This is a genomic window from Vulcanococcus sp. CPBay_Sum15L08_68, from assembly GCF_017855895.1.
In the GTDB taxonomy this organism is placed as follows: Bacteria; Cyanobacteriota; Cyanobacteriia; order PCC-6307; family Cyanobiaceae; genus Vulcanococcus.
Map to the genome: position 1 here is coordinate 40,137 of NZ_JAFMFX010000003.1, position 23,046 is coordinate 63,182.

Below are 23,046 nucleotides of genomic sequence, written 5' to 3' on the forward strand. Positions count from 1 at the left end.
TGAACAGAATGAAGCGCAATCTGCGTTCTGCTCGCATGTCAGATTCGCTGCAGATGGGGATCAACTTCGCAGCCTTTGTTACCGAGCCTGAAACAACTTGGTAGCTGCTGCTACCAGATCGGGCCTTGTCGGCACGGAGAATCCAGTGAGAACGAGCTCTTCTGTCGGCTTGACCTACGCCGCTCCCCCAACCGACGGCCCGCCGAATGGCCGTGAGCTGTTCAAGGCCTATCTGCGCAAAGTCGGCAGTGGCGAGCACACCAGTAGTGGACTGACGCGCGAAGAAGCCGCCCACGCTCTGGAACTGATGCTCGATGGGGCCGCTAGCCCGGCCCAAATCGGCGCCTTCCTGATCGCCCACCGCATCCGCCGGCCTGAGCCTCAGGAGCTCACCGGGATGCTGGATGTGTACCGAAAGCGGGGCCCGCAGCTGACAACCGGCAAGCCAGCCATCAGCTTCGGCATGCCCTTTGACGGGCGCACGCGCACCGCTCCGATCTACCCCCTAACCGCCCTGGTGCTCTCGAGTGCCGGACTCCCCGTGGTGCTGCAAGGGGCCGGCCGCATCCCCGTGAAATACGGGATCACGGCCCAGGAGCTGTTCGCCTGCTTGGGCCTGCAGCTCGCCGGCCGAAGCGTCGAGTGGGTCCAGGCCAAGCTCAACGCTTGCGATCTGGCGTTGGTCCATCAACCGGACCACCTCCCGGATGCCGAAACCCTGATCCCTTACCGCGAGGATCTCGGCAAGCGGCCACCGCTGGCCAGCCTCGAGTTGCTCTGGACTGCGCACCAGGGCGAGCACCTGCTGGTCAGTGGCTTTGTCCACCCGCCAACCGAAGCGCGGGCCTGGAAGGCACTGGACTTAGCGGGGGAAACCAACGTGCTGACCGTCAAAGGCCTCGAGGGGAGCACCGATCTGCCGATCAGTCGGGCCTGCGTGACGGGTCGTCCAACCCGAGAGGAGGACGGGCGCCAGATTCTCCACCCCCGCGACAACGGTTGCTACGGAGCCGACCCGCTTTGGGACGGGCTGGAGACCTGGGGGAACCAAGCGGCCGCCGCCCTAGGCGGGCAAGGGGAACTCGCGACCGCCTTGATCTGGAATGCAGGCACCTACCTCTGGCAGGCCGGACTGGAGGCGAACCTCACCGACGGCCTCGAGCGCTGCCGGGACCTGCTGAGCTCGGGGGTGGTGATGGCCCACCTCCAGCGTCTGCGCCAGGAGATGGGCTGAGAGCAACCAATCAGCGCTCGCCCAGCACCTGCCACATCGCCGCTTGGCCAGCAATCACGGGCTGCACCGACGCGGGTGCGGAAGCCGAGATGGAGGCACTACGGATGAGTTGGACGCCCAAGGAGGCGACAACAAAGGCTCCAAGGAAACCTGTGGCGATCGTCAGGGGATGGCGGCCCTGAACCGCAACTCCAGTTTTGGTTGCCATGACGGCATGGGGGATTCAACCCATCCACTATGGAGACGTCAGCCAACCCTCGCCAGCTGAACCGGTCCAAAACGTTGTGGACGCCGCCGGCGCCATGGACCAGGCGGCCGCCCCTGCGAGAAGTCGATCGCTGCTCACCCAGCCGTGGGAACTGCCCAGCAGAACCCCAAGAGCAACGGCCAAACGCATGGTGAACGGAAGAATTGAAGGGAGTTTGAAGAGACCAACGCACCGATTTGGCCGCCGTTGACACCAAACCCATCCGCCGGGAGCAAGCAATCCTCAGAAGCGTCAAAATCACTACCAGAACGACGTCTGGCCGTGACAACTGAGGCCCCCTCAGCAAGCCATTGCTTTGACTTTGAAAGCGATTTCATCGGCAACTGGCGCTGCATTCCCCTCTGCGTGCGCCGCAAGCTGGACCTCTGCGGCATCAAGCTCAAGCTCAACCATTGGCTCGCCCTCAACCAAGACGAGCGGCAAACACTTGTCGACTGGCTCGACACCCAAGACGCGCTTGAGCAACTGGGGGAGCACCTCTTGAGTCGCACGGAGGCCATGGCCGACGGTCAGGCCAAAACGCTGCCGATCGCCAGCGGCGAGCCCTGGCAAAACCCGCAGCAGATTCCCGAGGTCTTGATCGAGGCCGCGCAACTCCGCGGCATCCCCCTGCAAACAGAGCAATGGGTCGCGCTCAACGAATTAGAGCGGTTTGCCCTGTGCAAGCTGGCCAGGCCAGGGCATGACCACCACAACTTGGAGGCCGCCTTTAGCGAAGTGCTGGGCTGAACCAGCGCCGCAGGGCCTCCAGGCGCCCCGCCTCCTGCTCCACCGGTTTGACCACCGACACCGCCGGGGCAACGATGACCGCGCAGGCCTTGAGTTCAGGCTGCTTGGAGACGGGACAGGCCTGATCGTGCATCAAGGTATTGGCCTCGCAGGCCTTCTCCTGGGTAAACCCCCAATGCATCGGAAGAAACACCGACCCCCGGCGGATGCGATCGGTGACTTTGACGTTGGCGGTGATGTGTCCGCGGCGTGAACTCACAGCCGCCAACTCCCCATCCCGCAGCTTGAGCTCAAGGGCATCTTGGGGGTGAATCTCAAGCAGCGGCTCGGGATGCATGGTCTGCAGCCGATCGACCTTTCCCGTGCGGGTCATGGTGTGCCATTGACCGAGATACCGGCCCACGGTGAGCACCAGCGGATAGGTCTCGCAGGGAGGTTCCGCTAATCCCAGGGGTTGGTCGATGCAGAAGCGAGCGCGCCCCGAGGGTGTCGCGAATTGATGGTCGCTGTAGAGCCGCTTGGCCTCGGTGGTGGCTGAACTGCCCGCCGGGAAGGGCCACTGCTGGGGGCCGGCCTCCTCCAACAGGGCATGACTCAAGCCAGAGACATCACAGAGACGCCCGGCCGTGAGCTGACTGAATTCCGCGTACACCTCAGCCGCGGAGTCGTAGCTGAACTGCTCCTCAAAGCCCAGGCGCCGACCCACCTCCGCGAACACCTCCCAGTCGGGCCGGCTCTCTCCGTGGCGAGGGCGATAGGCCGGGCAATAGGTGACCCTCCGCTCGGAATTGGTCATCGCACCGGCCTTCTCGCTCCACTGGGCCGCCGGCAAGACCAGGTGGGCGTAGTGAGCCGTTTCCGTGTCGGCGTAGGCATCGCTCACCACCACCAGAGGGCAGCGCCGCATCGCAGCTTTGACGCGATCGAGGTCCGGCAGGCTCACCAGGGGATTCGTTGCGGCCACCCACCAGAGATCCAGCTCGCCGCGCTCCATGGCCTCCACCTGCTGCCAGGCCGCCAAGCCCGGCGTCGCCGCGATGCTGCCGGCGGGAAGTCCCCAGGCCTGCTCAACCTCCTGACGGTGTTCGGCGTTGGTCACCAGGCGGTACCCCGGCAACAGATGGGACAGGCCCCCGGCCTCCCGGCCACCCATGGCGTTGGGCTGCCCCGTCAATGAAAAGGGTCCCGCTCCCTCTTTGCCGATCTGACCGGTGAGCAGGTGAAGGTTGATCAGGCCGCCGACCACCGCGGTGCCCTCGCGCCGCTGATTGACCCCCATCGACCAGAGACTGAGGACCCGCTCACGCCGGTGAAACAGCTCCGCCACCTCCCGCAGCCGTTTTTCTGGGATGTTGCAAAAGCGGGCGACCTTTCGGGGCGTCCAACGGGCCGCGACATCAAAAAAAGCGTCGTAGTTCTCGGTGTGGTCGTCGATGAACGCCGGGTCTTGACCGTTCTCCCTCAGCACCAGATGGGCCAGACCGTGGAGCAGCGCCAGATCAGTGCCCGGGGCGATGGGCAGATGAATGTCAGCGGCCTTGGCGGTGTCCGTTGAGCGGGGATCGACCACCACGATCGTGACGCTGCCTGGATTGCGTTTTTTGCGCTTCAACAGACGCTGGAACAGGACCGGGTGGCACTCCGCGGTGTTGGTTCCAATCAGGAAAGCCACCGAGCAGTGGTCCAGATCCTCGTAACAGGCAGGGGGGCCATCGGAGCCGAGGCTGCGGGTATAGCCCGCCACCGCGGAGCTCATGCAAAGCCGGGAATTGGCATCGAAGTTGTTGGTGCCCAACGCACCCTTCAACAACTTCTGGGCCAGGTAATAGTCCTCGGTGTGGAACTGGCCAGAGCCGTACATGGCAATGGCGTCAGCCCCCTTGGTGGCCAAGGTGCTGCGGATCCGGCCCACCAGCAGGTCCATCGCCTGCTCCCACCGGATGGGTTGAAACGGGTCGTCCAGGCTGGAGCGATAGAGCGGCTCCCGGAGACGCCCACGGTCCAAGGTCTCGCCGACGGTCGCACCCTTGATGCAGACCTGGCCCAGGCTTGAGGGGTGCTGGCGATCGCCCCGCGCGGTCCAGATCGGATTGCCCTCGGCGTCGCGCTTGACCGCCTGACCGGGCAAAGCCGGCGGAATCAGCTCAAGCCCACAACCAACACCGCAATAGGGGCATTGGCTACGCACGTTGCCGGAAGCGGACTGGGCCATGACCAGGAACGAAACAAGGTCGAAAGAAAAAGGGGCGGCTCGTGATGGCCGCCCCCTGAGAACCCCAGCGACGGGGAGGATTAGGCGTTAACGAGAGCCTTCTCGTCCGCATGCTCTTCAGCGAAGGAGCCCTTGGGCTCTTTCAGGAAGAAGAAGCAGAGGAAAGCGACGATCAATCCCGCAGTACCGAGGATTTGGAAGAAGGCGCTGTTGGAGGAGGCAATGATCTCCGCAGAGGGATCTTTGCCACCACCCATCCACATCGGCAGCAGGCTGAAGATCGTCAGGTAAGCAACCGCACCAACGTTGCCGTAGGCGCCCACAAGACCTGCGATCTGCCCCGTCACACGCTTCTTGACCAGCGGCACCATCGCGAAGGTCGCACCTTCACCGGCCTGAACGAAGAACGAGGCCAGCATCGTGATCAACACCGCGACGGTGATGCCCAGGGAGCCGGAGAACGCGCCGGGCTTGATCATGCTCATGATCAAGTAACCAATGCCCAAGCCGCCGGTCAGGAAGGCCATGGTGTTTTTGCGGCTGCCGAGCTTGTCGGAAATCAGACCGCCACCGGGACGAGCCACCAAGTTCACAAAGGCAAAACAGGACGCCAGGATGCCGGCTGTTGCCTTCGGCAGATCAAACGTGGTCTCAAAGAAGGTCGGCAGCATGGAGACAACCGCCAACTCAGATCCGAAGTTCACGATGTAGGTGAGCTCCAGAATGGCGACCTGCTTGAACTCGTAGCGGTCTTCCTTGGGATATTGCTTAACGCCGTTGATCAGATCGCGGTTGGTGCGAATAATGCCCCAGGTCTGGAAGCCGAACCAAACCAGAACTGCCAGGAGCGCCAGGGGATAGGTGCCGGCGTTCAGGAAGCCAACTTTTTGCAGGCGCCAGCAGAGCACGCAGAGAATGGCCGCAAAGGGAACATTCATGCCCAGCAGGCCCCAGAAATCCCGCATGGAAGTCACCTCAAGACCAGCAGACTTGGCCGGCTTTTGGTAGGCCTTACCGGGGGGAGTATCAGTGACGTTAAAGAAGTAGATCACCCCATAGACGGCCGAAATAATGCCGGTCAGAGCAATCGCACCACGCCAATTCAAGATGGCGCCCGTGGGCAGCTCGAAGCCACCTGAGAAAGACAGGAAGCCAGCCAGGGCTACAAGGGTCAGCGCAGAGAAGGCCGAGCCAAAGTTGCCCCAACCGCCGTAGATCCCTTCCGCCAGGCCGATTTCCTTGGGCGGGAACCATTCGGCCACCATGCGGATACCGATCACAAAGCCGGCACCAACGATGGAGAGCAGCAGGCGAGCAACCACCAGCTGATTGAAGTCCTGCGCTGATGCAAACAGCAGGCAGGGGATCACCGAGAAGACAAGAATCGCCGAGTAGGTCTTACGGGGACCGAACTTATCCAGCAGCATGCCGATGAGCACGCGAGCAGGAATTGTGAGGGCAACGTTGCAGATCGCAACGGTACGGATTTGACCAAGGTCGAGGCCAAGATCAGCCTTAACCGTTGTAGCCAGTGGAGCCAGGTTGAACCAGACGACAAACGTCAGGAAGAAGGCGAACCAGGTGAGATGAAGAGTGCGATATCTCCCCTGGAGCGACCAAAGATCGCCAAGCATGGAGGACAGGGACAGTGGAGTAAGCCCAGGCCTTCAAAAAGCAGCGACCGGGGGAATCGCGCATCAAGCGCTGACGGAATTGGACCACCCGAGAGCCACCCCAACGGGTAACGACAGCTACCAAAGATCAATCCAGGCCCCGGACCGGACGCGGGCTAATCAATGCAATCAACCAGGCTTATCGCCTGTCCGAGCAACAAGGCCCAGGGATTTGTTTGGTAGCAACAGCGACATTAAGAGCGGTTCCCAGCGCTACATCGTGCAGGCATGACTCCAGTGCGGATCCATGGCGCCGTGCTCTGCGGCGGTGCGAGCCGGCGCATGGGCCAAGACAAGGCAGCACTCCCCCACCCCGATGGCGGGAGCTGGCTTTCACGCACTGCGGAGCTCCTCAGTCGAGTCTGTGAATCGGTCGCGGTTTGCAGCCAACACCCAAGCCATGCGGCATTGGTGGCCGGGCTCGAGCGGGTCCACCTCACCCTGGAGCCCCCGCCTGCCCAAGGCCCCCTCAGGGCCCTTGCACAGGTGCTTTCCAGCACAGGCGACAGCGCTGTGCTGATCGCTCCGGTGGACATGCCCCGCCTGAGCCAAGAGACGCTGGAGTCGCTGATCACCCAGTGGGAGCTCGCGCCAGGCCAGGCTGCGGTGGCCCATGACGGCCAACAGCTGCAGCCCCTGCTGGGGATCTACCCGGGTGGAGCCAAGCAGCGCAGCACCCTCGCCCAGGCGCTAGAGGCGGGGGAGCGGCGCTGGCAGGGCTGGCTCGCCACCATCCCCCATCAAGCTGTGGTGCTTCCTGCCCAGCAACTCCTCAATGCGAACACGCCTGCGGAGCGCGCCAGGCTGATGCCATGAGCCCAGGACCGGCCACCGATCAACTCCAGCGTCCCCTTGGGGTCCTGCGGCTCTCTTTGACCGCGCGCTGCAACTTGGCTTGCCCCTACTGCCAACCGGACGGGGAAGAAGCACCAGACCGACTGACAACGGAGCAGCGTCTGCGGGTGATCGAAGCGGCCTGCAGCCTGGGGGTCAGCAGCCTGCGCCTAACCGGTGGGGAACCGCTGCTGACGCCTGATCTGGAGGAATTACTGGAGGCCATCGGCCTCGCGCGGAGGCACACCAACAGCCCCCTGCGGGACTTGAGCGACACCGCTTTAACGACCAATGGCCTGCTGCTCAGCCCTGAGCGAGCCCAGCGGCTGCGGCGAGCAGGGTTGCAGCGCATCACCATCAGCCTTGATGCCGTCGCGCCTGAGCGTGTCGGGGAGATGAGCGGCCGGCCGCACCAGGGAGCACAGCTCCTGCAGCAGGTCTTGGCGGCCATCGCCGCGGCCAAGGCCGCTGGATTTGATCCCGCCGTTGGCGCGCTGAAGCTCAACAGCGTGATCCAGCGGGGACGCAACGACGATCAATTGCTACCTCTCGCCGCCCTCGCCCGCGACCAGGGCCTGGAGTTGCGGCTGATCGAAACCATGGATGTGGGCAACCGCAACGGCTGGTCCCCCGAGCAGGTCGTGCCCGCTGCCGAAATGATCGAGCGCCTGGGCAGCCGATGGCCCCTGGAGCCCCTGGGACGCCCTACCCATGGCACCGCCAGCCGCTGGCGTTACCGGGATGGCCGCGGGGCCGTTGCCGTCGTGGCCTCCATCACGCAACCGTTCTGCGGCGACTGCAACCGGCTACGGGTCACAGCCAATGGCATGGCCTACACCTGCCTGTTTGCCTCGCAGGGCCAAGACCTCAAGCCTTGGCTACAGACCCCGGAAAGCCTTCGCCAAGCGATCGGCCAGCTCTGGAGCCACCGCCGAGATCGCTACAGCGAAGAACGTGCCTCGCGCCTGGCGCAGCCCAAAGCCGAGATGGCCTATCTGGGGGGCTAGAGCCAAGCCAACAGACCCGACAACTTGAGGCTGGCCAACAGCAGCACCAACGCCAGCAGTCGACGAATCCAGACCTCTTGAAACCGCCGGCTGCCGCACCAGCTCCCCAAGGCTCCTGCCAAGGCCACCAGGGGCAACGGGGCCAGCAGAACTGGCACGGGCGGCAGGGCAGAAGCGCCGTAGCTCAGCAGCCAACCACTGAGGCCCGCCAGGGAGTTGCACCAGATAAAGGCCGCTGAGACTCCGGCCGCCAGGCGGATGGGAAGCCAACCCGCCAGCAGCACGAGGGGAGTCAAGAAGATCCCTCCCCCGGTTCCACTCAACCCAGCCAACAGACCCAGCAGGGCTCCGGTGAACAAGACCCAGGGGAGTGGAGGCAGGGCCAAGGCCGCCGCCCCAGGCCCCGCCGTCGGCCGCCAAAGCCGCAGGGCCGAAAAGAGCAACACCACCGCCAAAAACAGGCTCAAGCCATCGCTCGGGAGCTGCCAACTCCCACCCAGCAGCGCCGCGGGAATCGAGCAGGAGAGCAGGGGCAGCAGGAAACGGCGCTGGACGACAACCGGCAGGTGGCCATCGCGGTAGAAACGCCAACTGGCCAGGCTCGCCACCACCAGATTCATCACCAAGGCCATCGGCCGAATCCACTCCAGCGGCACGGCGAAGAGGGCCAGGCTGGCGATGTAGCCAGAGGCGCCCGCATGGCCAACGCAGGCATACAAAAAGGCGATGAGCCCCAGGGCTAAGAGCAGCCCGGGCTCCAGCGCAGTCATGGGGCCTCGGTCAGGCGCGGCAGCAACTGCACCAAGTTGCACGGACGGGTCGCCCCATCCAACTGAGCGGAGATCAGGCGATCCCAAGCCGTTTCCACCGCATCCAGGGAACCCGGCAGAACAAACACGACCGTGCCATTGGCCACACCCGCCAAACAGCGGCTCTGGAGACTGCTGGTGCCGATGGTTTCAAACGACAGCACCCGAAAGAGCTCGCCAAACCCCTCAATGCGTTTATCGAGCAAGGGCTCCACGGCCTCCGGAGTCCCGTCCCGCCCGGTCAAACCGGTCCCGCCACTGGTGATCACCACCTGCACCGCCTCATCGGCGATCCAACGGCTGAGTTCGGCGCGGATGCGGTAGCGGTTGTCCGGCACCAGGCGACGCTCCTGCAGAACATGGCCCGCCGCCTCCAGCCGCTGCTGCAGGGCATCGCCAGAGCGATCCTCGGCCAGGGTCCGCGTATCGGAGACGGTCAGCAGCGCAATCGAAAGGCCCACGCGCGGGATCAAGGGGTCCGTTGATGCTGCCAAACCCCGATCGTCCGCTGGGTAGCGTTTGAGCCATGGGCTCCAGCGCACCCGGCTCGATTCGCATCCGCCTGTTCGCCAGCCTGCGGGAGCAGGCGGGTTGGGCGGAGCGTCAATGGCCGCTCGAGCAGCCCACCACCGCCGAAGAGCTCTGGCGGACGCTGGAGTTGCCCGGGGCCATGGACGCGGTCCGGGTGGCCATCAATCAACGCTTTGCCAGCGCCGAGACGCCTCTGCAGAACGGAGACGAGTTGGCCTTTCTGCCACCGATCTCTGGGGGCTAATGGAGCAGCCCATCGCGATTCAGATTCGACTGCACCTGGAGCGGTTTGAGCCACTGGTCTCCCTACAGCAGTGGGAACAACAGCTGCTCGAGGCGGGCCTGCAACGGGCGGCGGCCTGCAGTTCGTTCATCGGCCGTGTGCGCGCCGGCAACGCCAATGCCAGCAACGCCAGTGCCGTTATCGCCCTCGAGCTTGAGCACTACCCCGGGATGACCGAGGCGGAACTCCAACGCATTGCCGAATCCGTCGGCAAGCGCCATGGCGCCTTGGCCTGCCTGATCGAACACCGCGTCGGCCGCATCGCGGTGAACGACGCCATCGTCTGTGTCGCGGTCTTGGCCGACCGACGCGGGCCAGCCCAACGCTGCTGCCAAGAGCTGCTCGAGGAGCTCAAGCACAACGCCCCCTTTTGGAAGCGGGAATGGAGCGCCGATGGATCCAGCCAGTGGATCGAGGGCAACACCCCGCTCTAGGGCTTCAAAAAATCGGCAGCCGCAGGAGCTGGGCCCAGAGCTCCGCACCCGCCTCCAAGCTCCCCAGCTCCGCGGGAATCTCCAAGAGCAAATCCGCCTGCGCCAGGGAGCCAATCCGGGAGGACGCCTGGGACCCCGCGACCCGGGCCAACAAGCGACCGTCATCGGCCACCACCAAGGACGCCCGGGCCAATTCTGGGCGCCCCGAACCGCGCCGCAGGGGCTGCTCCAACTGAACCCGCAGACGCGGCAGCAGCGCAACCTCAGCCCCCTCCAGCCGTTGCAGCGCCGGCCAGAGCAACTGCAGGGCCGTCACGGCGGCGGCCACGGGATTGCCCGGCAGGCCGAAGAAGGGCCTCCCAGCCACCGTTCCCCAGGCCAAGGGACGACCGGGTTTGAGGAACAACTTCCAGAACCGCACCTCCCCCAGTTCCGCCACCAAGGGCCGGATCCAATCGGTATCCCCCGCAGACACGCCGCCGGTGCTCACCACCACATCAGCGTTCGCCGCCAGCTCGAGCAGGGCCTGACGCAACGGCTCGGGCTGGTCGCCAACCACCCTCTGCACGGCAACCCCGTAGCCCAGGCGTTGCAACAGGGCGCAAAGCAACGTCGAGTTGCTTTCCCAGATCTCCCCCAACTGCCGGGGCTCACCGGGGGGAAGTAACTCATCGCCACTAATCAGCAGACCCACGCGCGGCCGTGACCAAACCCGGCACTGCTGCACGCCACAACTGGCCAGGCGCGCCAACTCCGCTACACCCAAGCGATCCCCGGCCTGGGCCAAGACCCCGCCCGCAGCCGCCTCTTCATCCATGGCGCGGATCCAGGGGTTGACCCCGCAGGCCTTCAGCAAACGGAGCTGGCCATCACAGGCCTCCACCAATTCCTGGGGCAACACCCAACCGCTTCCCTCAGGGACGACAGCCCCCGTCAGGACACGCACGGCCTGTCCCGGCTGCAGGCTCTCGCGAAACGGTGCCCCCGCGGCGGAGCGTCCCATCAGCTGCCAGGAGTCCCCCGGCTCAGGCGGCTCAGAGCCGGCGATGGCATAGCCATCCATGATCGAAGCGCGGAAACCTGGCACGGCTTCCGCCGCATGAAGCGTTTCCGCCAGGGTGCGGCCCAGACAGTCCGCCAGGGGCAAGGACTCCGAGAGCCCCAAGGGTTGCAGCGCCTCCAAGACCAGGGCCCGGGCCTGATCCAGGGGAAGCCCTTCGCGGGGATAGGGCTCAGTCATCACGCTGCCAATCGCCACGCCGCCCGCCGGTCTTGCTCAGGAGGCGCACGGGACCAATCGTCATGGCGGGATCGACCGCTTTAACCATGTCGTAGAGGGTGAGCAGGCCCACCTGCACGGCGGTCAGCGCTTCCATCTCCACACCGGTCACACCGGTGGTGCGGGCCGAGGCCTCGATGCGCAACCCATCCGCCACCGGCTCAATCGCCACGGAGACCCCGCTTAAGGGCAGGGGATGGCACAGGGGAATGAGTTCCCAGGTCCGCTTCGCCCCCTGAATCGCCGCGACCCGAGCAACGGCCAGAACATCCCCTTTGGCCGCACGCCCCTCCACCACCAGGGCCAGAGCCTCCGCCGAGAGCTGAATAAACCCCTCCGCAACGGCCACACGATCACTCACGGCGCGGCCACCCACATCCACCATGTGGGCCTCCCCGCTGGCATTGAGGTGACTCAGACCAGAAGGAGTGGAACTCACCGTGAATCGATCGCGCGAACCATCACGATGCATCCTGCCCGGAGCGAATCCAAAACCTAAAAACGTTCACTTCTGACGAGCGCAATCGAGACAGGGGGCATATCTTTCGCGCACCCAGCGGTTCATCTCATGCTTGTCAAAGGCGGGACTGGATCCTTTTCGATGGTGGGTGGCCTGGTGATGAGTTCACCGCAGCGCCAGTACCCCCGATCCGCACAGTCCTTTTCCCTGCGTCAGTTCATCCTGAAGCTGATCCGACGGATCCACTAAGGAGCGCTCAAGCCTCCATGGGAAGGTGAGGCAAACACTGGGGACAGCCCTGTGAGCTGGAAACGGCCCTCCACCTCTCTCTGCGCGTTCCTCACGCTGCTGAACGATCGGCTCGGGGAAAGCATTGTTTTCCCCTTGCTGCCGTTCCTGCTGGCGAGCTTCACGGACAACGGCCGCACCCTGGGACTGCTGGCCGGGAGTTACGCGATCGCCCAATTCGCCGTCACCCCCCTGATTGGCTCCCTGAGCGATCGCTTTGGCCGCAAACCCGTCATCGGCATTTGTGTGGCGGGCTCGGTGCTCGGCTTGAGCCTCTTTGCGATCACGGTCAGCATTGATTGGCAGGCCATTCCCTGGGCCGCCGGGACGAGCCTTCCCCTGATCCTGCTGTTTACCGCCCGACTCATTGATGGGGTGAGCGGCGGCACCGCCGCCACGGCAGGGGCAGTGCTCGCGGATATCTCGACCCCAGAAAACCGTGCCAAGGCTTTTGGTCTGATTGGCGTGGCCTTCGGCCTGGGCTTCATCCTGGGCCCCGCCTTTGGCGGCCTGCTCTCCCAGACCAACGTCACCCTGCCGGTGTGGGCCGCCGCGGCCTTCGCCCTGATCAACCTGGTGCTGGTGCTGCTGCTGTTGCCAGAAACCCACCCGCCCGAGGCGCGGCTGGCGATGCCACGCAAACGGGACCTCAATCCCTTGATCGCCCTGCAGAAGGTGTTCACCAACCCCCAGGTGCGCCGCTTGTGTGGGGCGTTCTTTCTCTTTTTTCTCGCCTTCAACGGCTTCACAGCCGTGCTGGTCCTCTATTTCAAACAGGCCTTTGATTGGGGACCGGGCTTAGCCGCTAATGCCTTCTTGGTGGTCGGCATCGTGGCGACGGTCGTCCAGGGGGGCTTGATCGGACCTCTGGTGAAACGCTTTGGCGAATGGCGACTGACCCTGGCTGGCTTGGGCTTCGTGATCGCCGGCTGCCTGCTGGTGCCGATGGCCACCGCCGACAACGCCACCCGTGTCGTCTTCCCCGCCGTTGCGATCCTGGCGCTCGGTACCGGCCTGGTCACCCCCTGCCTTCGGGCCCTGGTCTCCAGGCGCCTGGATGACTCCGGCCAGGGGGCAGCCCTGGGAAGCCTTCAGGGCCTCCAGAGCCTGGGCAGTTTTATCGGCCCTCCCCTCGCCGGCCTGGCCTACGACGTGGTGGGACAACGCAGTCCCTTCTGGCTGGGCATCACGGTGCTCGCGGGGGTCGCAGCCCTGGTGGCTGGAGGCCTGCCGCGTCGCGAGCAACACGCCTGAGATCCCTTCTGATTGCTACGTTGATCAGCAGAAAGTGATGGGTCATCCATGGCTGATCCAGTGGTTGCTCCGGAGCTCTACATCAATCGGGAGCTCAGCTGGATCGCCTTCAACCAGAGGGTGCTGGCCCAAGCCCTGAGCGAGCACACGCCGCTGCTGGAGCAGGCCAAATTCAGCGCGATCTTCAGCAATAACCTCGACGAATTTTTCATGGTCCGTGTGGCTTCACTGAAGTCACAGGTGGAAGCGGGCGTTCAGACCCTGAGCGACGACGGACTAACCCCCACCCAACAGCTGGCGCTGGTGCGCAAAGAACTCGCACCGCTGCTGCAGCAACAACAGGCCCACTACCGCCACTACCTGAAGCACCAGCTGGCCGAGGCCGGCGTCCATCTTCTCGACTACCGGGGACTGAATCAGAAGCAGAAGGCCTGGGTCAACGACTACTTCCAGCGCGCCATCTTCCCGGTGCTCACGCCCCTGGCGGTGGACCCGGCGCACCCCTTCCCCTTCATCAGCAACCTGAGCTTGAACATCGCGGCCTTAATCCGCGATCCCGATAGCGGCGTTCAACAATTCGCCCGGGTCAAGGTCCCGCAAAAGAACCTGCCGCGGTTTGTCGAACTGCCGGCCGAACTGAGCACCACCGAACCGCAACCGGTCTTCACCGCCGTCCCCCTGGAGCAGGTGGTGGCCTTCAACCTGCAGCTGCTCTTCCCTGGGATGGAAGTGGAAGGGCACTACTTCTTCCGGGTCACCCGAGATGCGGACCTGGAGTTACGGGACCTGGAAGCCGACGACCTGATGGAGGCCCTGCAGCAGGGCCTGCGCAAACGACGCATGGGCGGCGAGGTGGTGCGCCTGGAGGTCGCCGATGAGATGCCGGATGCCGTGGTGGAACTGCTGCTGGAGGGCACCGGCGTTGAACCGGAGGATCTCTATCGGGTCGGCGGTCCGCTGGGCCTCGATGACCTGATGAGCCTGCTGGCCATTCCGCTGCCGGCCCTGAAGGATGCCCCGCATCGGGGCCGCACTCCCACCAGCCTGGCCAGGGCTCAGAAGAGCCTCCTGGAGGACGGCTCGATTAAGGCCGAGGAATTCACCAGCATCTTCTCGGTGCTGCGCCGCGGTGACGTGCTCCTGCACCACCCGTTTGACCTCTTTTCCACCTCCGTCGAGGAGTTCATCAATCAGGCCGCCGATGACCCCTCGGTGCTGGCCATCAAGATGACCCTCTATCGGGTCTCGAAAGACTCCCCGATCATTGCCGCCCTGATTCGCGCCTCAGAGAACGGCAAGCAGGTGATGGTGCTGGTCGAGCTCAAGGCACGCTTCGACGAGGACAACAACATTCAGTGGGCCCGCCAACTGGAGCGCTCAGGCGTCCACGTGGTCTACGGGGTGATCGGCCTGAAAACCCACACCAAGATCACGCTGGTGGTGCGCAAGGAAAAGGATTTGCTGCGCAGCTACTGCCACATCGGCACAGGCAACTACAACTCCAAAACCGCAGCCCTCTACACGGACCTGGGTCTGCTCTCCGCCCGGCCGGAACTGGGGCAGGACCTGGCCGAACTGTTCAACTATCTGACGGGGTTCTCCAAGCAACAGGATTTCCGGCGCCTCCTGGTGGCGCCGGTGAGCCTGCGGCGCCGCATGCAAGAACTCATCCGACGGGAGATCGAGCACGCCAAGGCCGGTCAGCCCGCCGCCATCAAGGCCAAGATGAATGCCCTGGTGGACCCGCGCATCATCGCCCTGCTCTACGAGGCCTCCCAAGCAGGTGTCCAGGTCGACCTCGTGGTGCGCGGGATGTGCAGCTTGCGGCCTGGGCTGGCGGGTGTCAGCGACAACATCAGGGTGAGCAGCGTCATTGGTCGCTTCCTGGAGCACTCCCGTCTGTTCTGGTTCGAGAACGGCGGCAAGCACGAGACGTATATCGGCAGTGCCGACTGGATGGGTCGCAATCTCGACCGGCGCGTCGAAGCGGTGGTCCCCATCGAAGATCCCGATCTACACGAACGGCTGACACGGCTGATCGACAGCTATCTCAATGACAACTGCACAGCCTGGGACATGCAGAGCGATGGCAGCTTCAGCCGCCGCATTCCCGAAGAGGACAACATCGCCGTGCAAGCCAACTTGATGGATGGCTGGAGAAAGGGCCTGATCCCTGTCGAGGCGGGCGCGTAGCGAGGGCTACAAACAGAAAGAAAAACGAACGAAAAGGCCTTAGTAAGTCTTCCAATTCCTGACATCTCGCAGTGGCCAGGAGTGCTACATTCCGGCCAAATCAATTCGTTTTGCGGCCTTTAGTTCAGTTCTGCAACCCTGCAGAGACAACCAACCGCCCAAAGCAACCTCCGAAGCCTGCGCATCTGCTGCCATGCCTGCAAACAAGCCCGCTGCTTCAGGCTCTTCGAGCAACAAATCAACGGCTCGATCCGCCGCGTCCCGGCAGGGAGGTCGCCTTAGTGCTGACTCGATCGGCTGGTACCTGAGCAATATCGGCCGGGTACCCCTCCTCACTCCCGCCGAAGAGATTGAGTTGGCTCACCATGTGCAGGCGATGAAGCGTCTGCAGGAGCTCCCCGCCGCCGAACTCACCGCCCGCCAAAAACATCAGATCCGGATGGGCACCCGCGCCCGGGATCGAATGATGGCCGCCAACCTGCGGCTCGTCGTCAGCGTCGCCAAGAAATATCAGAACCAAGGCCTGGAACTGCTTGACCTGGTCCAAGAGGGCGCGATTGGTCTGGAGCGAGCCGTCGACAAGTTCGACCCCGCCATGGGCTACAAGTTCTCGACCTATGCCTACTGGTGGATTCGCCAGGGCATGACCCGGGCCATCGACAACAGCGCCCGCACGATTCGCTTGCCGATTCACGTGAGCGAGAAGCTCTCGAAGATGCGTCGCATCACCCGCGAGCTCTCCCATCGCTTTGGCCGCCAACCCAACCGCCTGGAGCTGGCCCATGCCATGGGCATGCAGCCGGAAGAGCTGGAAGAGCTGATCACCCAAAGCGCCCCCTGCGCCTCCCTCGATGCCCATGCCCGAGGCGACGACGACCGGAGCACCCTCGGCGAGCTGATCGCGGATCCCAACAGCAACGAGTCCATGGATTCCATGGATCGCAACCTGCAGAAGGAGCACCTCGGCACCTGGCTCTCCCAGCTCAATGAGCGCGAGCGCAAGATCATCGAACTGCGCTTTGGACTCGCCGGCCAAGAGCCCCTGACCCTGGCGGAAATCGGACGCCAGATCAACGTCTCCCGCGAACGGGTGCGTCAGTTGGAATCGAAAGCGATTCTCAAGCTGCGCCTGATGACCAACTACCAGCAGGCTGCTTGAGCCGTATCGCCTGAGTTCTGTGGTCACGCAACAGCTCCTGGGCGTGGCCGCTGTCTTGGCCTGGCTTGCTGCTGTGCTGCTGACGGCCCTGGCGGTACGCCGGCGCTGGCCGCAACAGAAGGAGTGGAGCCGCAAGGTCGTCCATATCGGCACTGGCGCGGTCGTGCTCCTGGCCTGGGCCTTTGCGATTCCGCGAGGCCTGGCCCTGGGCGCCGCGGCCCTGGTCACGCTGGGCACCGCCCTGAATCACCGCTTCCGCCTGCTGCCTGCCGTCGAGGACGTCGGACGCCACAGCTACGGGACGATTGCCTACGGCGCCTCGATCACGATTCTCCTGGCCCTGTTCTGGCCCCAGCAACCGCTACCTGTGGCCGCAGGTGTTCTGGTGATGGCCTGCGGCGATGGACTCGCAGGGCTGGTGGGCCCCCAGATCCAGTCACCGCGGTGGCAGATCTTCAGGCAAACCAAATCCCTGGCGGGCACCGCGGCCATGGCCCTCACCAGCTGGCTGGTCCTGGCCCTGTTGATCGGAGTCGCCCAGGGAACGGGCGCAGCCGCACCCAGCTTGGTGGCTGCGGCTGCCATCGCGATCGCCGCCACGGGGCTCGAGCAACTGAGTGGCTTTGGCCTCGACAACCTGAGCGTGCCATTAGCCACCGCTTATCTCTGGCAACTCGCTATGCCCTGAGCATCGCCTCACAGCGCTGCTCCCAGTCCCGTTGGGTGCCAAGGCCGGTGACCAACTGGGTCTCTCCGGGTTCACTGCGCAAACACAACTGCCACTGGCGGATCGCCTCAGCGCGCTCCATCCAAGCGTTCATCACACTGCGCTGGGTCAGCTCTGGATCCCACTGGCGGCAACTGGCGGTCTCCAGGGCCCAGGCCATCAAGGCATCCAGCTGAACCGGGCGAAAGCCCGTGAACACCGGACCGGCACCATCCACGGAACTTTGCTGCAGGTAAAACAGCTGCAACGGATCAGACAGACCAAAAAACTGCAGCAGATAGGCCATAGGCAGCCCCCTTTCAGTTGCAGACAAGGTAATTGGACAGGCAGAAGATTCTGCTCACTGCCAACAGTTTTAAACCACACTATTGAGCGCCGAAGGCAATTAGCACTCTCGATCTTCGAGTGCTAATTGAGCAAAACGCTTCGCTTAAACCGCGACGGCAGAAGCGCTCTGGGCCGCCGCAACCGCATCAGCCAAGCTCGCCAGCACCTCACGGGTCGTCTGCAGATCGATGCAGGCGTCGGTGATGCTCTGGCCATAGGTGAGGGCCGAGCGATCGGGGCTGATCTTCTGATTACCAGCCACCAAATGGCTCTCGATCATCACGCCCATGACATCGCGGGAGCCCGCCCGCAGTTGCTCAGCCACCTGCGCCGCCACCTCGCCTTGACGGCGGTAGTCCTTATTGGAGTTGCCGTGGCTGCAATCCACCATCACCCGAGCCGGCAGTCCGTCTTTCACCAGAGCAGCCGAGGCTTCTTCAATCGCCTCTCGGTGGTAGTTGGTGCCCTGCTTGCCGCCCCGCAGCACCAGGTGCCCATCGGGGTTACCGGTGGTGGTGACGATGGCCGCTTGGCCATCCTTATTAATGCCCAGGAAATGGTGGGGGCGTGCTGCCGCCTCCATCGCATTGATGGCGGTGATGGCGCTGCCGTCGGTGCCGTTCTTGAAACCGATGGGCATGGACAGCCCAGAGGCCATTTCCCGGTGGGTCTGGCTTTCGGTGGTGCGGGCGCCGATGGCCGTCCAGCTGATCAGATCAGCGATGTACTGGGGAACGACAGGGTCCAACAGCTCCGTGGCAGCCGGTAGCCCCATGTCGGCCAGATGCAGCAGCAGGCCGCGTGCCAGGCGCAGACCGGTGTTGATGTCGTAGCTGCCGTCCAGGTGCGGGTCATTGATCAACCCCTTCCAACCGACGGTGGTGCGGGGTTTCTCGAAATAGACCCGCATCACCACCTCGAGTTGATCGCGGTGGCGCTTGTGTTCTTCAGCGATGGCGGCGGCGTATTCCTGGGCCGCCTCCACGTCATGGACCGAGCAGGGTCCAACGATCACCAGCAAACGCTGGTCGTCACCCCGAAGGATGGCCTTGATGCGCTCGCGGGCCTCGCGCACGGTGCGCCCAGCGGTCTCGCTCAGTGGCAGCTCCCCGTGCAGCAGGGTGGGCGCCACCAGGGGCCGGGTTTCCACCACGTGGAGATCAGAGGTGGGAATCATGCCGGCAACCATCCCAGGGGCTCGGAGCAACCCACCCTAAAAGCCCAGTCGCATCGTTCGTCACAACGGGGGGGACCGGCGGCAAAGAACAATGGTCGGACGTCCACCGATCGAGGCCCCCTGGGGTTCCAGCGCCGATGTCCGCCAGCAGCTTCCTTGCCGACTACCGCGCCGCCGCTGCGGAGCGAGAAGCCCAAGGGGTCCCCGCCCTGCCGCTGACAGCCGCCGAAACCCAGGCCCTGACTGAACTGCTGCAGGCACCCCCCGCCGGGGAAGAGGAGTTCCTGCTGCATCTGCTCTCGGAGCGCATCCCCCCCGGCGTGGATGAGGCGGCCTACGTCAAAGCGGACTGGCTCAGTGCCGTGGCCCAGGGCAGAACCACCAGCCCCCTGGTCGCTCCCGTGGAAGCGGTGAAGCTGCTGGCCACCATGATCGGCGGCTACAACGTCGGCGCCCTGATCGAGCTGCTCTCCCACGCGGACGCAGCCATCGCTGACGCCGCCGCGACTGGGCTCTGCCGCACCCTGCTGGTCTACGACGCCTACAACGATGTCCTGGAGCTGGCCGCCAGCAACACCCAGGCCAAACGGGTCATCGATAGCTGGGCCAATGCCGAGTGGTTCACCGCCAAGCCCGAGCTGCCGGCGGAGATCACCGTCACGGTCTTCAAGGTGGAAGGCGAGACCAACACCGATGACCTCTCCCCGGCAACCCACGCCACCACCCGTCCGGACATCCCGCTGCACGCCACGGCGATGCTCGAGACCCGGATGCCCGGCGGCCTGGATCTGATCGCCGAGCTCAAGAAAAAGGGCCATCCCGTGGCCTACGTCGGCGACGTGGTCGGCACCGGCAGCTCCCGTAAATCCGCCATCAACTCGGTGCTCTGGCACACCGGCACCGACATCCCCCACGTGCCCAACAAGCGCAGTGGCGGCGTGGTGCTCGGCGGCAAGATCGCGCCGATCTTCTTCAACACGGCTGAGGACTCCGGCGCCCTGCCGATTGAGTGCGATGTCACCGCCCTGAACTCCGGCGATGTCATCACGATTCGCCCCTACGCCGGCACGATCGAGCGGGCAGCGGGCGAGGCCAATGCCGGTGACGTGGTGGCCCGCTTCGAGCTCAAGCCGAGCACGATCACCGATGAGGTGCGTGCCGGCGGCCGCATCCCCCTGATGATCGGCCGTGCCTTGACCGACAAGGTGCGCGCCCAGCTGGGCCTGCCCGCCAGCGACCTCTTCATCCGGCCCAGTGCCCCCGCCGACACCGGCAAGGGCTTCACCCTGGCCCAAAAAATGGTGGGCAAGGCCTGCGGCCTGCCGGGCGTGCGCCCCGGCACCAGCTGTGAGCCGCTGATGACCACGGTCGGCTCCCAGGACACCACCGGGCCGATGACCCGCGATGAGATGAAGGAGCTGGCCTGCCTGGGCTTCTCCGCCGATCTGGTGATGCAGAGCTTCTGCCACACCGCGGCCTACCCCAAGCCGGTGGACCTCAAGACCCACGCCGAGCTGCCCGACTTCATTAGCTCCCGCGGCGGCGTCGCCCTGCGCCCCGGCGACGGCATCATCCACAGCTGGCTGAACCGGATGCTGCTGCCCGACACCGTGGGCACCGGCGGTGACAGCCACACCCGCTTCCCCCTGGGCATCTCCTTCCCCGCCGGCTCCGGCCTGGTGGCCTTCGCCGCCGCCATCGGTGCGATGCCCCTGGACATGCCCGAGTCGGTGCTGGTGAAGTTCTCCGGCTCCCTGCAGCCCGGCGTCACCCTGCGGGATGTGGTGAATGCCATTCCCTACGTGGCGATCCAGCAGGGGCTGCTGACGGTGGAGAAGGCCGGCAAGAAGAACATCTTCAGCGGCCGAATCATGGAGATCGAGGGCCTGCCCGACCTGAAGCTGGAGCAAGCCTTCGAGCTGACCGATGCCACCGCCGAGCGCTCCTGCGCCGGCAGCACCATCAAGCTCTCTGTGGAGACCGTCAGCGAGTACCTGCGCAGCAACGTGGCGCTGCTCAAGAACATGATCGCGCGGGGCTACAGCGATGCCCGCACCCTGGCCCGCCGGATCAAGGCCATGGAGGACTGGCTGGCCAATCCCGTGCTGATGGAAGCCGACGCCAACGCTGAGTACGCCGCGGTGATCGAGATCAACCTCGATGAGATCACCGAGCCGATCCTGGCCTGCCCGAACGACCCCGACAACGTCAAAACCCTCTCGGATGTGGCCGGGAGTCAGATCGATGAGGTGTTCATCGGCTCCTGCATGACCAACATCGGCCACTACCGCGCCGCCGCCACCGTCCTGGAGGGACAAGGGGAGAACACGGCTCGCCTCTGGGTCTGCCCACCCACCCGGATGGATGAGGAGATGCTCAAGCAGGAGGGCTACTACGCCATCTTCGAGAAGGCCGGCTCCCGCATGGAGATGCCCGGTTGCTCCCTCTGCATGGGCAACCAGGCGCGGGTGGAGGACAACACCACGGTGTTCTCCACCAGCACCCGCAACTTCAACAACCGCTTGGGCAATGGCGCCCAGGTGTATCTGGGCAGCGCCGAGCTGGCTGCGGTCTGCGCCCAGCTGGGCCGGCTCCCCAGCAAGGAGCAGTACCTGGCCATCGCAGCCGCCAAGATCGATCCCAAGGGCGCTGAGCTCTACCGCTACCTGAACTTCGATCAGATCGAGGGCTTTGAGGACAGCGGTCGCGTGGTCAGTAGCGACGACGAGGCGAAGGTCCTGGCAGGGGTCTGAGGGCATTGCAGACCCATGGCCTGAAGCTGGAACTGCAGTCCTGGAGGACCAGCCGCAACCTGGAGCGGATGGTCCAGCAGCGCTGGCCGGCCGTCGTTCTCACCCTGATCGTCACCGGCCTGGGGGCTGCGGCCGCCGGCCTGCTGTTCAAAACGGGCGTGGGCTGGCTGGGCAGTTGGCGCCTAGGGCTCCTGCAAACCGCCAGCCCTTGGCTGGTCCTGCCCTTAATGGGAGGGATCGGCGGCCTGCTCTCGGCGGTGCTGATCAGCACCCTGGCGCCAACGGCGGCGGGCTCGGGGATCCCGCAGGTGATGCGCTTCCTCTCGCGCCAAAGCCTGCCGATGAACCTGCAGGTGGCCATCGTCAAATTGCTGGCGGGGATCCTGGCCATTGGCAGCGGCTTCCCGCTCGGACCCGAGGGTCCTGCCGTTCAGATGGGCAGTTCCGTGGGCTGGCAGATGGCCCGCTGGTTCAAGGCCCCGCCCTCGCTGCTGCGGGTGATCGTGGCGGCCGGCGGCGGCGCAGGGATCGCGGCGGTCTTCCATGCCCCCCTGGGGGGCTTCTTCTATGCGATTGAGGAGCTGCTGCGGAAGTCCGGTCCGATCCTGCTGCTGCTGGTGCTCGGCACGGCCTTCGCCGGCAGCTTCTGGGCCGACGTCATGGGCCTGGCTGGCTTTGGCCAGCAAAGCGCGGGCATCGGCCAGAAGGGCTTCCAGATCAGCAGCGAGTACAACCTGGATATTCAGTTCCTGCCCAAGGACCTGATCTATCTGGTGGCCCTGGGGATTGTGGTGGGCCTGCTGGCGGAGCTCTACACCCGCTATGTGGTGAAGATGCAGTCCCTGGGGCAGCGGTTCTTCTCCGGAAAGATCGTGGTGCGGATGCTGCTGGGCGGCATCGCCCTGGGCTGCCTCTATGCCGCCCTGCCGGCTGAGTTCCGCAACAACGCCGGCCTGCAGCACACGATCGTCGACGGCCACGTCGAGATCAACAAGGCCGTGGGCATCTTCACGCTGCTGTTTTTCGCCACCGGCCTGGCCGCCGCCACCGGGGCCCCGGGCGGCCTGTTTGCACCGATGCTCACCCTGGGCGGCGCCCTGGGGCTGACCGCCGCCGGCATCGCCGAGCACCTCTCCGGCCATGCCCCAAGCACCTACGTCTTCGCCGGAATGGCGGCCTTCATCGCCGCCTGCTCCCGCACACCGATCACGGCGGTCTTCCTGGTCTTTGCCCTGACCAAGGACCTGCTGATCCTCAAGCCCCTGTTCGTCTGCGCCGTGGTGAGCTTCGTGGTCTCCCGCATCACCCACGAGCACTCGATCTACCAACGCCAGCTGGCCCTGCAGAGCAGTGCCACCAGCACCCAAGGGGAGATGAAACTGCCGGGCACACCGCTCAGCCCGCGGGACCTTTGA

Annotated in this window: 21 protein-coding genes; 12 read left to right on the forward strand and 9 right to left on the reverse strand. The window is 64.6% G+C overall.

Features of this window, described 5'->3' with window-relative positions; translation table 11 throughout:
* The first annotated feature begins 169 nt into the window (after positions 1–169).
* Positions 170–1,234 (forward strand): anthranilate phosphoribosyltransferase family protein, encoded by a 1,065-nt coding sequence (locus QZ189_RS01160; protein WP_296420583.1) that lies wholly within the window; start codon positions 170–172, stop codon positions 1,232–1,234.
* Positions 1,235–1,244: 10 nt separating this feature from the next.
* On the opposite strand, the gene QZ189_RS01165 is transcribed toward QZ189_RS01160, so the two are convergent.
* Positions 1,245–1,442: a hypothetical protein gene (locus QZ189_RS01165; RefSeq protein WP_296420585.1), complete on the reverse strand. Its 198-nt coding sequence runs from the start codon at positions 1,440–1,442 to the stop codon at positions 1,245–1,247.
* A 321-nt stretch (positions 1,443–1,763) separates the two neighbouring features.
* Between QZ189_RS01165 and QZ189_RS01170 the strand changes: the two genes are divergently transcribed.
* Complete coding sequence (locus QZ189_RS01170) at positions 1,764–2,231, forward strand: nitrate reductase associated protein (protein WP_247476690.1); 468 nt, start codon at positions 1,764–1,766, stop codon at positions 2,229–2,231.
* Here QZ189_RS01170 and QZ189_RS01175 read toward each other — a convergent pair.
* The gene (locus QZ189_RS01175; RefSeq protein ID WP_247476689.1) at positions 2,212–4,443 is read right to left on the reverse strand and encodes a nitrate reductase; all 2,232 of its coding nucleotides are present in this window, start codon (positions 4,441–4,443) and stop codon (positions 2,212–2,214) included. The genes QZ189_RS01170 and QZ189_RS01175 overlap by 20 nt on opposite strands.
* Positions 4,444–4,523: 80 nt before the next feature.
* Positions 4,524–6,077 (reverse strand): NarK family nitrate/nitrite MFS transporter, encoded by a 1,554-nt coding sequence (locus QZ189_RS01180; protein ID WP_296420590.1) that lies wholly within the window; start codon positions 6,075–6,077, stop codon positions 4,524–4,526.
* Positions 6,078–6,344: 267 nt separating this feature from the next.
* Here QZ189_RS01180 and QZ189_RS01185 point away from each other — a divergent pair, with 267 nt between their 5' ends.
* Positions 6,345–6,932, forward strand: coding sequence for a molybdenum cofactor guanylyltransferase (locus tag QZ189_RS01185; RefSeq protein ID WP_029626049.1), 588 nt, complete (start codon positions 6,345–6,347; stop codon positions 6,930–6,932).
* The gene (locus QZ189_RS01190) at positions 6,929–7,957 is read left to right on the forward strand and encodes a radical SAM protein (RefSeq protein ID WP_247476687.1); all 1,029 of its coding nucleotides are present in this window, start codon (positions 6,929–6,931) and stop codon (positions 7,955–7,957) included. The genes QZ189_RS01185 and QZ189_RS01190 overlap by 4 nt, the downstream gene beginning before the upstream one ends.
* Here the strand turns inward: QZ189_RS01190 and QZ189_RS01195 are convergent.
* Both QZ189_RS01195 and moaB read right to left on the reverse strand, forming a co-directional pair.
* Positions 7,954–8,727, reverse strand: coding sequence for a sulfite exporter TauE/SafE family protein (locus QZ189_RS01195; RefSeq protein ID WP_010313790.1), 774 nt, complete (start codon positions 8,725–8,727; stop codon positions 7,954–7,956). The two genes, QZ189_RS01190 and QZ189_RS01195, sit on opposite strands and share 4 nt — an antisense overlap.
* Positions 8,724–9,227, reverse strand: a complete 504-nt coding sequence (moaB, locus tag QZ189_RS01200) for a molybdenum cofactor biosynthesis protein B (RefSeq protein ID WP_029626050.1) — start codon at positions 9,225–9,227, stop codon at positions 8,724–8,726. The genes QZ189_RS01195 and moaB overlap by 4 nt, the downstream gene beginning before the upstream one ends.
* Positions 9,228–9,292: 65 nt before the next feature.
* Between moaB and moaD the strand changes: the two genes are divergently transcribed.
* Complete coding sequence (gene moaD, locus QZ189_RS01205) at positions 9,293–9,541, forward strand: molybdopterin converting factor subunit 1 (RefSeq protein WP_247476684.1); 249 nt, start codon at positions 9,293–9,295, stop codon at positions 9,539–9,541.
* Entirely contained in the window at positions 9,541–10,014 is a 474-nt protein-coding gene (locus tag QZ189_RS01210; RefSeq protein ID WP_296420599.1) for a molybdenum cofactor biosynthesis protein MoaE, read from the forward strand. The genes moaD and QZ189_RS01210 overlap by 1 nt, the downstream gene beginning before the upstream one ends.
* 4 nt (positions 10,015–10,018) lie before the next feature.
* On the opposite strand, the gene QZ189_RS01215 is transcribed toward QZ189_RS01210, so the two are convergent.
* On the reverse strand, positions 10,019–11,254 hold the full coding sequence (locus QZ189_RS01215) for a molybdopterin molybdotransferase MoeA (protein ID WP_296420601.1): 1,236 nt from the start codon (positions 11,252–11,254) through the stop codon (positions 10,019–10,021).
* The gene (gene moaC / locus QZ189_RS01220; RefSeq protein WP_232197220.1) at positions 11,247–11,678 is read right to left on the reverse strand and encodes a cyclic pyranopterin monophosphate synthase MoaC; all 432 of its coding nucleotides are present in this window, start codon (positions 11,676–11,678) and stop codon (positions 11,247–11,249) included. Before moaC ends, QZ189_RS01215 begins: the two co-directional genes overlap by 8 nt.
* A gap of 375 nt (positions 11,679–12,053) precedes the next feature.
* Between moaC and QZ189_RS01225 the strand changes: the two genes are divergently transcribed.
* The 4 genes from QZ189_RS01225 (at position 12,054) to QZ189_RS01240 (ending at position 17,335) form a co-directional block, all read left to right on the forward strand.
* Entirely contained in the window at positions 12,054–13,295 is a 1,242-nt protein-coding gene (locus QZ189_RS01225; RefSeq protein WP_010313804.1) for a tetracycline resistance MFS efflux pump, read from the forward strand.
* A gap of 48 nt (positions 13,296–13,343) precedes the next feature.
* Positions 13,344–15,488, forward strand: a complete 2,145-nt coding sequence (ppk1, locus tag QZ189_RS01230; RefSeq protein WP_296420603.1) for a polyphosphate kinase 1 — start codon at positions 13,344–13,346, stop codon at positions 15,486–15,488.
* Positions 15,489–15,681: 193 nt separating this feature from the next.
* Positions 15,682–16,647: an RpoD/SigA family RNA polymerase sigma factor gene (locus tag QZ189_RS01235; RefSeq protein ID WP_029626052.1), complete on the forward strand. Its 966-nt coding sequence runs from the start codon at positions 15,682–15,684 to the stop codon at positions 16,645–16,647.
* Between the two features lie 19 nt (positions 16,648–16,666).
* Positions 16,667–17,335, forward strand: a complete 669-nt coding sequence (locus QZ189_RS01240) for a dolichol kinase (RefSeq protein WP_296420605.1) — start codon at positions 16,667–16,669, stop codon at positions 17,333–17,335.
* On the opposite strand, the gene QZ189_RS01245 is transcribed toward QZ189_RS01240, so the two are convergent.
* Both QZ189_RS01245 and QZ189_RS01250 read right to left on the reverse strand, forming a co-directional pair.
* The gene (locus tag QZ189_RS01245; protein ID WP_010313812.1) at positions 17,325–17,660 is read right to left on the reverse strand and encodes a hypothetical protein; all 336 of its coding nucleotides are present in this window, start codon (positions 17,658–17,660) and stop codon (positions 17,325–17,327) included. The genes QZ189_RS01240 and QZ189_RS01245 overlap by 11 nt on opposite strands.
* 144 nt (positions 17,661–17,804) lie before the next feature.
* Positions 17,805–18,878 carry a 3-deoxy-7-phosphoheptulonate synthase gene (locus QZ189_RS01250; protein WP_247476672.1) on the reverse strand — a complete coding sequence of 358 codons (1,074 nt, stop codon included), beginning with the start codon at positions 18,876–18,878 and terminating at the stop codon, positions 17,805–17,807.
* Positions 18,879–19,015: 137 nt separating this feature from the next.
* Between QZ189_RS01250 and acnB the strand changes: the two genes are divergently transcribed.
* Both acnB and QZ189_RS01260 read left to right on the forward strand, forming a co-directional pair.
* Positions 19,016–21,631: a bifunctional aconitate hydratase 2/2-methylisocitrate dehydratase gene (acnB, locus tag QZ189_RS01255; RefSeq protein ID WP_296420607.1), complete on the forward strand. Its 2,616-nt coding sequence runs from the start codon at positions 19,016–19,018 to the stop codon at positions 21,629–21,631.
* 5 nt (positions 21,632–21,636) lie between these two features.
* Entirely contained in the window at positions 21,637–23,046 is a 1,410-nt protein-coding gene (locus QZ189_RS01260) for a ClC family H(+)/Cl(-) exchange transporter (protein ID WP_296416591.1), read from the forward strand.